This window comes from Pontibacter sp. CAU 1760 (assembly GCF_054482735.1).
The window spans coordinates 139326-153082 of the sequence record NZ_JBTLRL010000009.1 but is presented as its reverse complement, the minus strand read 5'-3'; the positions used below and the strand labels follow the sequence as shown (position 1 = coordinate 153082).

At 52.5% G+C, this 13757-nt stretch carries 10 protein-coding genes; 8 read left to right on the top strand and 2 right to left on the bottom strand.

What is annotated here, in order from left to right; translation table 11 throughout:
* The first annotated feature begins 120 nt into the window (after positions 1–120).
* From ACXYMU_RS14110 to ACXYMU_RS14080, 7 genes are all read left to right on the top strand, one after another.
* Positions 121–2109, top strand: coding sequence for a lectin-like domain-containing protein (locus ACXYMU_RS14110; protein ID WP_458987048.1), 1989 nt, complete (start codon positions 121–123; stop codon positions 2107–2109).
* Between the two features lie 8 nt (positions 2110–2117).
* Entirely contained in the window at positions 2118–3131 is a 1014-nt protein-coding gene (locus tag ACXYMU_RS14105) for a PorP/SprF family type IX secretion system membrane protein (RefSeq protein ID WP_458987047.1), read from the top strand.
* Between the two features lie 180 nt (positions 3132–3311).
* Entirely contained in the window at positions 3312–5387 is a 2076-nt protein-coding gene (locus ACXYMU_RS14100) for an Ig-like domain-containing protein (RefSeq protein ID WP_458987046.1), read from the top strand.
* A gap of 22 nt (positions 5388–5409) precedes the next feature.
* The gene (locus ACXYMU_RS14095) at positions 5410–6411 is read left to right on the top strand and encodes a PorP/SprF family type IX secretion system membrane protein (RefSeq protein ID WP_458987045.1); all 1002 of its coding nucleotides are present in this window, start codon (positions 5410–5412) and stop codon (positions 6409–6411) included.
* A 137-nt stretch (positions 6412–6548) separates the two neighbouring features.
* Positions 6549–7763: a pyridoxal phosphate-dependent aminotransferase gene (locus ACXYMU_RS14090; protein ID WP_458987044.1), complete on the top strand. Its 1215-nt coding sequence runs from the start codon at positions 6549–6551 to the stop codon at positions 7761–7763.
* Positions 7763–8785 (top strand): bifunctional heptose 7-phosphate kinase/heptose 1-phosphate adenyltransferase, encoded by a 1023-nt coding sequence (locus tag ACXYMU_RS14085; protein ID WP_458987043.1) that lies wholly within the window; start codon positions 7763–7765, stop codon positions 8783–8785. The genes ACXYMU_RS14090 and ACXYMU_RS14085 overlap by 1 nt, the downstream gene beginning before the upstream one ends.
* Positions 8763–10562 (top strand): TrkH family potassium uptake protein, encoded by a 1800-nt coding sequence (locus tag ACXYMU_RS14080; protein ID WP_458987042.1) that lies wholly within the window; start codon positions 8763–8765, stop codon positions 10560–10562. The genes ACXYMU_RS14085 and ACXYMU_RS14080 overlap by 23 nt, the downstream gene beginning before the upstream one ends.
* Positions 10563–10645: 83 nt before the next feature.
* On the opposite strand, the gene hemE is transcribed toward ACXYMU_RS14080, so the two are convergent.
* Together hemE and ACXYMU_RS14070 are read right to left on the bottom strand one after the other, a co-directional pair.
* On the bottom strand, positions 10646–11677 hold the full coding sequence (hemE, locus tag ACXYMU_RS14075; RefSeq protein ID WP_458987041.1) for a uroporphyrinogen decarboxylase: 1032 nt from the start codon (positions 11675–11677) through the stop codon (positions 10646–10648).
* 88 nt (positions 11678–11765) lie between these two features.
* A complete protein-coding gene (locus tag ACXYMU_RS14070; RefSeq protein ID WP_458987040.1) occupies positions 11766–12389 on the bottom strand; it encodes a MarC family NAAT transporter in 624 nt (207 codons plus the stop codon).
* Between the two features lie 235 nt (positions 12390–12624).
* Here ACXYMU_RS14070 and ACXYMU_RS14065 point away from each other — a divergent pair, with 235 nt between their 5' ends.
* Positions 12625–13755: a 5-(carboxyamino)imidazole ribonucleotide synthase gene (locus tag ACXYMU_RS14065; protein WP_458987039.1), complete on the top strand. Its 1131-nt coding sequence runs from the start codon at positions 12625–12627 to the stop codon at positions 13753–13755.
* Positions 13756–13757: the final 2 nt, after the last annotated feature.

The window sequence follows — 13757 nt, the reverse complement described above, 5'->3', positions numbered from 1 at the left end:
CATAGGATGAATAAGCTGCCTTAAAAGCTGCTTTAACGTATCTGGAAGAATTACATGATATATATTTTTTTATTAATATATATTATTACTAATATTACAGGGTAAAATCCTGTAGATTCTATGAGCTTTTGGTTTAGACAGACATCGAAATGGCAGCTCCTGCTATTTTATTGCCTCTTTTTCTTTTTCGGGATGGCAGGTGGCGCAAGTGCCCAGTTCATACCGCGTGGCGATGCGGCCAAGACGTCCGGCAATTGCTTTAGAATAACCGAAGACAAGAAGTGGCGCTATGGCGCTGTCTGGTCGGAGGAGATGATCGACCTGAATAAGCCCTTCGAGCTGGAGTTTGTCCTATACATGGGAACGAAGGATGCGGATGGTGCAGATGGCATTGCCTTCTTGTTCCACAACGATGCGCGGGGATTAATTTCAATGGGGGCACCGGGCAGGGGCCTGGCTTTCGCTGACCCGAAGGGTATCAAGCCTTCTGTTGCCATAGAGTTTGATACCTGGTATAACAACGATGCCGCCGACATCCAGGCAGACCACACAGCAGTCGTGTACAACGGCGACATCGATAACCCGAAAGTAAAAGCGACACAGATCGACCCCTCCAACCCGGACATCGAGAATGGCCAGTGCCATACCTACAAAATATCCTGGGACCCGCAGACAAAGGAGTTACAGCTGTACTTCGACGGGCAACGTCGCTTCAACCACGAGGACGACATCGTTCAAAATGTTTTTAAAGGCCACGCCACTGTGTACTATGGCTTTATCGGTTCCACAGGCGGATACGCTAATGAGCAAAGCATCTGCGTGATCGGTAAAACGGGCGTTCCCGTAGCAGAAGACGATTATGTAGAGGCCGTGCCTGGGCAGGTAGTGGAGATCCCGGTCCTGGACAATGACAGGCATACCGGTTCCGCCAAGCTTAAGCTGGCCCGTATCGTCAGTAAATCAGGGGTAGGCAAGGCCGAGATCAAAGGCAATTACATTGTTTACACCACCGACCCGACAGTTGCTGAAACCGAGTATGTGCTGACCTATGAGATCAATGACGTTGGCTCAGGGCAGTGCGAGGATGAAAAGGATACTGCGCAGGTAAAAATAAAAGTAAGCTGCAAGTATGCGGAAGGCGTCGTGCAGATTGTGCCCCAAGGCAAGACCACCCTTTGCGAAGGTGAAAGCGTGAAGTTAACGATGCCTGGTTTTGCTGGGGTAACCTATCGCTGGAAACGGAACGGGGTAGTGGTTGGTGCAAACGAAGCATCGTTCACCACCATGCTGGCGGGTAGTTATACTGTAGATGTGCTGAACGTATGTGGGGTACTAACGGCCACAGCCGTAGCGGTAAAAGTGAACGCGGCACCAGCCGCGCCAGAAGGTACAGGGGATGAACGCTGTGGCTCCGGCTCTGTGACGCTGGCGGCAACTGGCGGCACCAGTGGCGCCTATCGGTGGTATACCTCTGCCACCGAGGCCAGGCCTATTGCCGGGGCAACTGACGCTAAGTTCTCCACCCCCCATCTGGAAACCACTGCAACCTATTACGTCGCGATAGTTGGGAACGGCTGCGAAAGCCAGCGAGTGCCGGTAAAAGCCACCATACACCCAATTCCTGCTATCAATCCGTGGTCTGTCGTTATCGTGGACGAGGGCTCTAGTGTGGAATTGAGCAGCGCACCTGGTGGCGCAACCTATACCTGGCTGCCTGCTACCGGGCTCAGCAACCCTGCTGTGGCTAACCCTGTAGCCCATCCCGCAGAAACCACCACTTACACCGTTACCACCACCACAGCGGCTGGGTGCCAAAGCACAGGCCAGGTGAAGGTGATTGTGCGCAAGGAGATTATCATCCCCAATGCTTTCTCCCCGAACGGAGACGGGGTGAACGACAACTGGGAAATCACGACACTGGAAGGCTATCCTGATGCCAGAGTGCAGATTTTCGACCGGTGGGGCAACAAGATCTTCGAGAAAACAGGCTACCACAACGAGTGGAATGGCACCATGGCTGGAAGGCCCCTGCCCCAGAGTACTTATTTTTATGTGATCACGCTACAGGGAAGGCGTGACCTCACGGGTTCGGTTAGTATTGTGCATTAGATCTACTCATGAAAAAGTCAACGCTTCTCCTGATAGCCGTCATATTGCCGTTTTTTGCAGTTGCGCAGCAAAAGCCGCAGTATAGCCAGTATGTGATCAATAACTTTTTGCTGAACCCCGCCATCTCTGGCATAGAGGACTACACAGACATTAAACTGGGAGCCAGAAACCAATGGCAGGGCGTAGCGGGTGCCCCGACCACTGTTTACTTGTCTGTCCATAGCCGTTTGCTGAACGGCAAGGCAGGTGCCAGCCTGGAGTCTAGGAACAGGCAGCCACAGTCTTTCGCAAAGTACCGCGAGGCCCGGAGCATCTACCGCAAAGTAACCTACAAGCCCTGGCACGGCATCGGGGCGTTGGTGCTCCACGACAAGATCGGCCCGTTTTCGCGCACAGAGGCCAATATGACCTATGCGTACCACCTCCCCCTAAATGAGGATATAAGGCTATCCGGGGGAGCATCTGTTGGCGTGACGCAAGCCAGGGTAGCCGCCGGTTCTTTGAACTTTGCCAGCCCAGACGCCGCAGCTGGTAACAACAGGAGCTCCTTCGGGGCAAACCTTTCTACTGGCCTATGGCTCTACTCATCTGATTTTTATGTAGGCATCTCAGCCGCCGAAATGCTCGGGAACACCATTTCCATGGATTCTTATGGAGGCGCTGCAGGGGAAAGCCGTAACCATTATTTCGCCACCGGAGCTTATAAAATAGACGTGAACCAGCGGCTGGCCGTCGTGCCTTCTCTTATGGTAAAGTGGCTACAGCCTGTTCCTGTTTCGATTGATTATAACCTGCGCTTGCTTTACCACGATAAAATTTGGGTCGGGGGCTCTTACCGGCAGCATGACAGCTTCTCTGCGATGGGGGGCTTTACCATCAACAAGACTTTTGACTTAAGCTATTCCTATGACTCTGGCTTGAGTACCCTGAAGGGTATGAGCCATGAGGTGATCCTAGGCATGCGCCTGTATAAAAGCCATATGCCTGCCAACAGTATTACAAATTCTGACGGCATGTGGTAGTTTTGCCAAATTACTGACAGTCATGCACTTGACAATTTTGAAGGCGCATTTTATACAGGCTTGTGTAAAATGCGCTTTTATTTTTTAAAATAAATAATACTTTAATCTAATTAGAGGAAACCATTTTAATTTTAAATTGGTATTGTATAAAAATATCAACGCAATTTAATATTAAGTTTTGTGTCTACTCTGATTGCGAATCGCCTCTGTACCCAAAGCAGGGTATGGCTGCTTCTCCTGTTCTTTTTGGTGTATAGTCAAGCAACTCAGGGCACTGGGCTAAATGATGCTGCCGTACAAAATCCCGCGCTGGCACCTTGCGTTTCTCCTACCAAGCCAAAAATCACTGCCAACGGTCCAACTAACCTGTGTTTCGGCGGAAGCGTGCTCCTAACAGCCACGCCTGCCGGAACCGCTTATAAGTGGAGCACCGGGGCCACAACCCAATCCATCACCGTAAGCCAGGAAGGCGATTACACTGTGGAGGTAACGGATGCCAACGGGTGCGTGGGCAAATCCGATATCCTCAAGGTAGCTGTGGCTGGTAGGCTCAAGACACCCATGATTGTCTATTCCGACCCCTTGATAGTGTGCCAGGTGGGCAGCGTGCACATGAAAGTGGATGCACAGGATGGGGCAACCTACGTATGGCGAAAGAACGGTATAACGGTGTCTGATGCGTCGAATGAGTATACCGCAACAACAGCTGGCGTTTACACCGTGGATCTCTCCAACTTCTGCGGTGCGGTGAGTAGCGCCAACAGGGTAGAATTTAAGATACAACAGCCTATTCCGGCATTCGAGGTAAAAGCATCCGGGCCCCTGGAGTTTTGCAAGGGCGGAAACGTGAAGCTTTCGGTGCCGCAACTGCCCGATGTGGTATATACCTGGTTTCGGGACGGCGTGCAGCTAACCGGCAGCACTTTTGAAATTGCCGTGAGCGAGTCGGGCAGTTATTCCGCTAAAATAAAGAACACCTGCGGTACCTATACCAGCAGCAACGCCCAGCAGATAAATGTATTGCCATTGCCTGTGGCGCCTACCGCGCAAGGGGCTACCGGCTGTACCAAAGGCACCGTTGCCCTGACAGCTGCCGGTGGAAGCCCCGGTATGTACCGGTGGTATACCAGCCCCACAGGGGGCACAGCCATAGCCGGAGCCGATGGCGCCACATTCAACACGCCAGAGCTTGCTTCTACCACAACTTATTACGTTGCCATCACAAACAACCAGTGCGAAAGCGAACGCGTGGCTGCAGTAGCCACCATCACAACCAAGCCCACCGCACCAGAGATTATAGCGGCCGGGGACACAGAGTTTTGTGGGGGAGGTGCTGTGGAGCTAAGCACGGCTTCCGTTAATAACGTGCAGTACAGATGGTTGAAAAATGGCCAGGAAATAGGCTCGGGCACCAACAAGCTGCAGGCTACCGTATCGGGCGAGTATAGCCTGGAAGTACAGAATACCTGTGGTGCCACCCTATCGGTGAACACGATCAAAGTGAATGTGTTGCCTTTGCCTGCTCCTCCAACCGTACAGCACGTGAGCATGTGTGGACCCGGCCCTGCAACGCTTACCGCCACAGGCGGTGCTGCCGGGCAGTACCGATGGTATGAAAGCCCCACAGCTGCCACGGCCATGACTGATTCCAGGAACGGCACCCTGAAAACGCCTGTGCTGCAGGCCACGCGTAGCTATTACGTGTCTATTTTTAAAAATGGCTGCGAAAGCGCCCGTATCCCGGTGCAGGTAACAGTGCTCCCGCTCCCAACGGCGGTAGCCTCGGTACTGGACAGTGAAGTGGATGCGGGGCAGAGCACCGAGCTGTCCGGCAGCGGCGGGGTGAGCTTTTCCTGGAGCCCGTCGAGCGGGTTAAGCAGTGCGACCATTGCCAACCCCATGGTTACTCCTGCTAAAACCACCCGCTATACCCTAACCGTCACGAATGAGGAGGGCTGTACCGATACGGCAAGTGTCGTGATCAGTGTGCGGCAAATGATAGACGTGCCCAATGCCTTTTCCCCGAACAACGACGGCATGAACGACACTTGGGAAATCGCCAACATCGAGTACTTCCCGGAGGCAAAACTGGAGGTGTTTAACCGCTGGGGCAACCTGGTGTATGAGCGTGTAAACTACCGCAACGATTGGAGCGGGATATACAGGGGCGCCAAGCTTCCGGTCAGCACTTATTTCTACGTCATAACCCTTTCTAACAATACCAAGCTGACAGGCTACGTGAACATCGTAAACTGACAAGCGGAACAGCAATGCGCTTATGAAAATACTTTTACCAGTACTTGTATTTTGCTGTACCGCTTTCGCGGCGCTTGGGCAACAGAAGCCGCAGTACAGCCAGTATTCCATCAATAACTTTTTGTTTAACCCGGCCATTGCCGGTATCGAGCAGTACACAGACGTGAAACTAGGGAACCGCTCCCAGTTCTCTGGGATAGAAGGAGAGCCCAGGACGGTATACCTCAGCGCCCATACCCCCATTGGCAATATCATCCGGGGCGGCAACAGCTCGTCGGGCAAAGCCACTCCTTCTTTCGGTGGGAAAAAGCAGAACGGACGTATCAGCCAGCAGTTTAAGCCCCACCATGGACTGGGCCTCCTGCTGGTAAACGACCGCTTGGGCGTCTTTTCACGCACGGAGGCAAGCCTGGCCTACGCCTATCACATGAAACTCTCTAGTGAGGTGAAGCTGGCCAGTGGGGTTAGCGCCGGCATCATACAGCAGCACATGCGCGCTGATGAGTTGCGCTTTGCTAACCCGGGCGATGCCGCTAATTCAGATTGGAACATGGTGAAGCCAAACCTGTCGTTGGGTGTTTGGCTGTATGGAAGCCACTTCTATGTAGGCACCTCTGCCATGCAGCTGTTGGCCAACACGTTGCATTTCGATAACTCTACCGAGGACCGCAACATGCTCTACAAGCACTACTTCCTGACAGCGGCCTACAAGTTTGACCTGACAGAAGAGATCAGCGTGGTGCCATCGGTCATGGCCATGTGGCTGCCGCCTTTGCCCGGTTCCCTGGACTTCAATATCCGGGCGGTGTATGACGACCGGCTGTGGGTAGGGGGCTCTTACCGGCAGAATGGAAATTACGCGGTGCTGGCAGGCGTTACCGTAAACCATATTTTTGATGTAGGCTACGCGTATAACAGGGGCGTGGCAGCAAGAAACGGTATGGGTAACGGGACGCACGAAGTGGTGCTGGGAATGCGGGTTTTTAACAAATCGAAAGTAATGTGCCCTCAAAACTTATGGTAATTAAACCAGAAGAGGTTTTTTATTGAGATTTTGCATCCTGAGAGAGGCGTTCTTATACTTTTTTCTGCAACTCACCTTCAGAACTGCTGGATAGTCTGTGGCATTATGTTTAAATTGCCAGCTAAACCTGATAAGAAATGCAAAACACAGAGGAAGTAAGATCAGCACTATCAGACAGAATCTTAGCATTGTCTGAGTCCCAAACCATTGCCATGGCTAAAAAAGCCCGCGAACTGGCTGCACAGGGGCATGATGTCATCAACCTTAGCTTTGGTGAACCAGATTTTCAGACACCGCAATACATCAAGGATGCCGCTAAACAGGCTATTGATGAAGGGTTTACGTTTTATACCCCTGTACCCGGCTATCCCGAGCTGCGTCAGGAGATCGTGAATAAATTCAAGCGCGACAATAACCTGAACTATAAGCCAGAGAATATAGTGGTATCGACAGGTGCCAAGCAGAGCATTGCCAATGCCGTGATGTGCCTGGTGAACCCTGGAGACGAGGTAATTATCTTCTCCCCGTACTGGGTTTCTTATGAGGAGATTGTGAAGTTGGCCGAAGGGGTGTCGGTGCCGGTAATGGGCCGTCTGGAGAACGACTACAAAGTAACGGCTGAGCAACTGGAGCAAGCCATCACAAGCAACACCAAACTGATCATGTACTCATCGCCAAGCAACCCTACCGGGGCTGTGTGGGACGAGGACGAACTGCGTGCTATCGGCAAGGTGCTGGAGAAGCATCCGCAGGTATACGTGATCGCCGATGAGATCTACGAATACATCAACTTCGAGGGCAAGCATTTCAGCCTGGCCAGCGTAGCGTCTATCAAAGACCGCGTGGTGACAGTGAACGGCTTCTCGAAAGGCTATGCCATGACGGGCTGGCGCGTAGGGTATATGGCTGCCAACAAGGAGATCGCTTCTGCCTGCGACAAGCTGCAGAGCCAGATTACTTCGGGCACCTGCTCTATCTCGCAGAAGGCTTCTGCTGCCGCCTTAAAGGGAGGCAAAGAATCTGCCATGGAGATGACCGAGGCATACCGCCGTCGCCGCGACCTGGTGCTGGAGAGCATGAACGAGATTGAAGGCTTCAAGACCTATGTGCCTGCCGGTGCTTTCTACATCTTCCCGGATGTAAGCCATTACTTCGGTAAAACCTTCGAAGGAACCACTATTAAAGATGCTGAGGACCTAAGCATGTTTCTGCTGACAGATGCCCATGTGGCAGCCGTGGGCGGCGAAGCGTTTGGAGCTCCGCAGTGTATCCGATTCTCTTTTGCCACTTCTGATGAAAAGCTGACCGAAGCGCTTCGTCGCATCAAGAGCAGCCTGGCTAAATTGCAATAATGAGTCAAATATTAAGCTTGGAGCGTCTTTTTGAGGCCTTCAATAAACTTACGGTACTGGTAGTGGGCGATGTGATGATTGATTCTTACCTCTGGGGCAAGTCAACGCGCATCTCCCCCGAAGCACCAGTACCGATTGTGAATGTAGTAAAGCGCGAAAAGCGCCTAGGCGGTGCTGCCAATGTTGCCCTGAATGTAGAGGCAATGGGGGCGGCACCGCTTCTTTGCTCTGTGATAGGGGATGACCAGGACGGGGCAGACTACCTGCGCCTGATGGAAGAGAAAGGACTGTCTACCGAAGGCATTGTCCAGAGCCCCGAGCGCGTGACCACCATTAAGCACCGCATTATAGCCGGGGGCCAGCAACTGCTGCGCGTGGATTCTGAAATCGAGCGGAACCTGACAGCCCATGAGGAACGCCACCTAGAGGAGCGCTTCCAAAAACTGCTGGAGAAAGCCGATGTCGTTATTTTCGAGGATTATGACAAAGGCGTGTTTTCGGAGCAGAACATCGGCCGTTTTCTGCAGCTTGCCAATGCGCGTGGCATCCCGAGCGTAGTGGACCCCAAGAAAAAGAACTTCCTGAGCTACAAAGGCTGTACCTTGTTCAAGCCAAACCTGAAGGAGCTGAAAGAGGGCCTGAAGGTGGAGTTTGCCGATGAGAACACTTCTGCCTTTGAGGAGGCAGTGGATACCCTTCAGGAGCGTCTCGAAGTGGCGCAGGTGCTCGTAACGCTGTCGGAGCGCGGCGTGTTTGTGGCCGACGAAAAAGACAAGACCTATATCCAAGCCCATCGGCGGTCCATCTCTGATGTTTCGGGCGCAGGCGATACTGTGATTAGCATTGCCGCGTTGTGTATGGCGCTGCGCACCACAAAGGATTTCATGGCTGGCCTGAGCAATTTGGGCGGAGGCCTGGTTTGCGAGCAGGTGGGAGTAGTGCCGATTGACAAAGCACGGCTCCAGGAGGAGGCCGCGCACATCAGGTTGTTTGAAACTCATGAACACAGAGTCGTTAAATAGATTTTTGTACGGCAGTAAGTTAACGGCGTATACCATCATGCGCCGCTCTACCTACGTGCTTACGTTGCTGGCAATCGGCCTGCTTATTTACGCCCACGGTGTGGTAGAAAGCCCGGTGCGGCTACGGCTGCTGTACCATGCCATCGATGCTATCCTAGTCATCTTTGTTTTCATCTACTTTCTGCGGATACTGTATGCCTTTGAGCGAGTCAAGTTTCTGAGGCGCACCTGGTTCGAGGGAGTCCTGATGAGCATTATCCTGCTCAATGAGTTCTGCACCTACATCCTCCATTTCCCGCTGATCTATAACATGTTCGAGGGGATCGGTATACCGCTCTCGGTGGAGTTTTACCGGGTACTGGTGTCGATGTACATGCTCGTGCTGCTGATTGTGGAGCTGTTGGAGACACGGGTGCACCTCAAAACCATCCAGCTAAAGCCTTCCATTACCTTCCTGCTCAGCTTCATTTTTCTGGTGCTGCTGGGCACCGGCTTGTTTATGCTGCCTAAAATGACAAACTCCCCGGACGGTATAAGCTTTCTGGATGCGTTGTTTATGGCCACCAGTGCTTCTTGCGTAACAGGCCTTGCCGTGGTGGACCCCGGCACCTACTTTACCTTCGCCGGGCAAGTGGTGCTGCTGCTTTTGATCCAGATGGGCGGTTTGGGCATCCTGACTTTTGCCACGTTCTTTGCCTCGCTGATGCGGCAGGGGGTAGGTATAAAACAGCACGTGGCCATGCACGAGCTACTGGACTCTGAGTCGCTGTTCTCGACCAAAAACCTGCTTCGCAAACTCATCTTCCTGACCCTCATGATCGAGGCGATTGGGGCAGTGGCGATCTTTATGACCTGGGGCACGAACGTGCCCTTCACGAACCTTGGGAGCAAGATTTTCTTCTCGGTTTTCCATTCAGTATCAGCTTTCTGTAACGCTGGTTTCTCGCTCTATCCCGAAGGCCTGTACACGCAGCCGATTCGTTTTGCTTATGTCATGCATTTGGTGGTGGCCCTGCTGGTGATTTTCGGTGGCCTTGGCTTCCCGACTATCCTGGACGTGCTTTCGCCCAAGCACATGCGGATGCGGATGCAAATGCCCTGGAAAAACTGGAAAATGCTCTCGCGCGTGACAATTTATACCTCAGCCGCCTTGCTGGCTTTGGGTACGGTGGGCTTCTTTTTGCTGGAGTATTTCAACACGCTCTCGAGCCTTGGGTTTGCGGAGGCCCTGATCGCATCCTTCTTTCAGTCTGTCACCACACGTACGGCGGGCTTCAATACCGTGGATATCTCAGCGCTTACCGTCCCGACGCTGTTGATGTTCATCTTCCTGATGTTTATCGGGGCGTCGCCAGGTTCTACCGGAGGCGGTATTAAGACGACTACCTTTACGGTGATCCTTTTTGCGGTGGCTACCACCATCCGGAACAAGCGCAACATGGAGATCGGGCACCGCACCATACCCCATTCCGTGGCTTATAAGGCGTTTTCGGTATTTACATTCGCCGCTATCCTAAACATCACGTTCATCTTTATCCTGTCTATCACCGATGCGCAGTTCGATATCATTAAGCTGGCTTTTGAGCAGGTATCGGCTTTTGCCACAGTGGGTTTGAGTACCGGTATCACCGCCGGTCTTTCGGATGTGGGCAAGTGCGTGATCATCCTATCGATGTACCTGGGGAGGGTGGGAACCCTGACCCTGGCACTGGCACTCAGTACCCGCGCTTACTCCACGGCTTACAAATTCCCGGAAACGCAGCTGGCAGTCGGATAACAAAACATCCTGTACCTCCAACACAAGAAAGGCCTGCTACTGTAGCAGGCCTTTCTTGTGTTATCGTTTCTATGTATAATACGCTATAAAGAACCGTATTCTTTTACCGTCTGCACAAAGCATTTTACTTTTTCAGGGTCCGTGTCCGGGTATACGCCGTGGCCCAGGTTGGCAATGTGGCGATGCGGACCAAACTCCTTCAGCATTTTGATGGTCTCGTGCTGGATAGAATCAAACGAGCTGTAAAGCAGGCATGGGTCCATGTTGCCCTGCAGCGTCTTGTTAGGTCCTACTTGCTGGCGCGCCTTGTCAATTTGCATGTTCCAGTCAAGGCCGATGGTTTCGCAGTTCAGCTGGCTGAAATCCTCCAGCGCAAAGAAGGCACCTTTGGCAAACACTGTAACAGGCACTGTCGTGATGGCATCGCAGATCTCCTGGATGTATGGCAGGGCAAACACACGGTATTGCGCCGGCGACAGAATGCCTGCCCAGGAATCAAATACCTGGATCAGGTTAGCGCCTGCATCCACCTGTGCCTGAAGGTACGCTATGGTAGTGTCCGTAATCATACGAAGCATCTTGTGCGCCAACCGGGGGTTGGTATACAGCATGCCACGTGCATGGGAGAACGTCTTGGAGCCGCTTCCTTCTACCATATAAGCCATGATCGTCCAGGGGGCACCGGCAAAACCGATAAGTGGCACGCGGCCGTTCAGACCTCTCTTGGTGACTTTAATGGCATCGAGCACATAGTGAAGGTGCTCGTGCGGATCTGCCACGCGCAGCTTTTTCAGGTCTGCCTCAGAGCGTATGGTATTCGGGAACAGCGGCCCGCGTTTTTCAATCATTTCGTAAGTGCAGCCCATCGCCTCCGGCACCACCAGGATGTCAGAGAAAATGATGGCGGCATCCACATCCAGGATGTCAACGGGCTGAATAGTTACCTCAGCGGCGAGCTCCGGTGTCTCCACCAGTTCCTTAAAGCCACTCAGGCTATTGCGCACAGCGCGGTATTCAGGTAGGATACGCCCGGCCTGGCGCATGAGCCACACAGGGGTGCGCTCTACTTTTTCGCCTCTTGCAGCTCTTAAGAGCAGATCATTCTTCAGTTGCATGCTGCAAAGATAGGGAAATTAGCTTTGAAAATTTGGGCAAGCGCAGAATTGATGTCCTGTTATGCCGCTAATTCCATACATCCCCAACCTACCGTTCGGTGAAGAACAAAGCCGTGAGGGCCGATACGATAAAGTTAACTCCAATGGAAAGCACAATAAAACCCATGATGCGCGACAGCGCCGCCAGTCCGGACTTACCCATCACACGGGTGAGCTGGTGTGAGGAGCGCAGGATGATGTAGGAAACGCCGGCTAGCAGAATGATACCGATCAGGATCTGCAGCATGTTCACCAACGAAAGCGAGGTGGTGAAAAGGCCAATACTGACGGCAATAGAACCAGGACCGGAGAGCATAGGCATGGCTAGCGGGGTGAACGAGATATCGTCTTTCAGCTGCCCTTCTTCCACAACTTCCGGCGATATTTTCTTTTTATTGGCTCCGGGTGTAAGCAAGTCAAAGCCCGCTTTCATGATCATCAGTCCGCCCGCTATGCGCAGGTCGTGGATGCGGATACCAAAGAAATTGAGCACGTATTGGCCTGTCAGGAAAAAAACGGCCAGGATGCCCACCATGTACAGGCAAGCCTTAAGCGCCTGCTGGTTGCGTTGGGCAGGGGTGTCCTCCTGTGTCAGGGTCAGGAAGACCGGCATGGCCCCAAAGGGGTTCACAACAGAGAAAAGGGCAGAAAAGGTGGCCAGTATGATTTCCATAGGGGTGCTGTAGTGCGCTAAAGCCGCAAGCTAGTCAGATTTTATAAATTAAAATGGATAGTAAACGGTAAGTGGTGACGTAAAGTAAATCTACTAAACATTAACAATCTCTAATATAGATATCCGGTAAAGAAAATCAAAGCATTCGTGCAATGGGGTTTTATAAGGGAAAACAAGGCGGGAGGTTCGCGCATTATCCGTATTTTTGAGGAAATAACAACCTAAAGACCTCGACATGAAAGGAGAAGTAAAGCTTGGCATTTTGGGTGGCGGGCAACTGGGCCGCATGCTGATGCAGGCCGGACTAGATTTCAACATCTATACCCTGGTGCTGGACCCGGACGAGAATGCCCCTTGCAAAGATATCTGCAACGAGTTTTTTGTGGGAAGCTTCCGCGATTTTGACACCGTGTATGAGTTCGGGAAGAACTGCGACATACTCACCATCGAGATTGAGCACGTGAATGCGGATGCGCTGGAGAAACTGGAGCAGGAAGGCGTGAAAGTGTACCCGGATGCCCAGACGGTGCGCACCATTCAGGACAAGGGTTTACAGAAGGAGTTTTACTTAAAGCACAGCATCCCCACTTCTGATTTTATACTGGTGCAAGAGAAAGCTGAGTTGGATGACCATAAAAGTTTCCTGCCCGCCTTTCAGAAATTACGCCGCGAGGGCTACGATGGCCGTGGCGTAACCCGACTAACGAGCGAGCAGGATTTCGGCAAGGCCTTCACGGAGCCTTCGGTGCTAGAGAAACTGGTGGATTTTGAGAAGGAGATCTCCGTGATTGTGGCCCGCAACGCCAATGGGGAGGTAACCGCCTTTCCGGTGGTAGAACTGAGCTTTCACCCGGAGCATAACCTGGTGGACTCTTTGTTCGCGCCCGCTAACGTGCCTTACAAATTACAGCGCATGGCCATCGAGATTGCCACGCGCGTTATCGAGGCTTTCGGGATGGTCGGTATCTTGGCTGTTGAGATGTTCCTGACAAAGGACGGCCAAATACTGGTGAACGAGGTGGCACCAAGGCCGCACAACAGCGGGCACCATACCATCAAGGCCAACTATACTTCGCAGTATGAGCAGCACCTTCGTGCGATCCTGAACTTACCGCTAGGCTCTACCGAGATACAAAGCGCTGCCGTGATGCTGAACCTGTTGGGAGAACCTGGCTACGACGGGGAAGCGGCTTACGAAGGGTTGCAGGAAGCTTTAGCAGTACCGGGGGTATACATCCACCTGTATGGCAAGAAATATACCCGTCCTGCACGCAAAATGGGGCACATCACGGTGCTGGGGCAGAACCTGGAAGAAGCACAGCAACGGGCGGCTTCCATCAAAAACGTAATTAAAGTTAAAGCATAAAC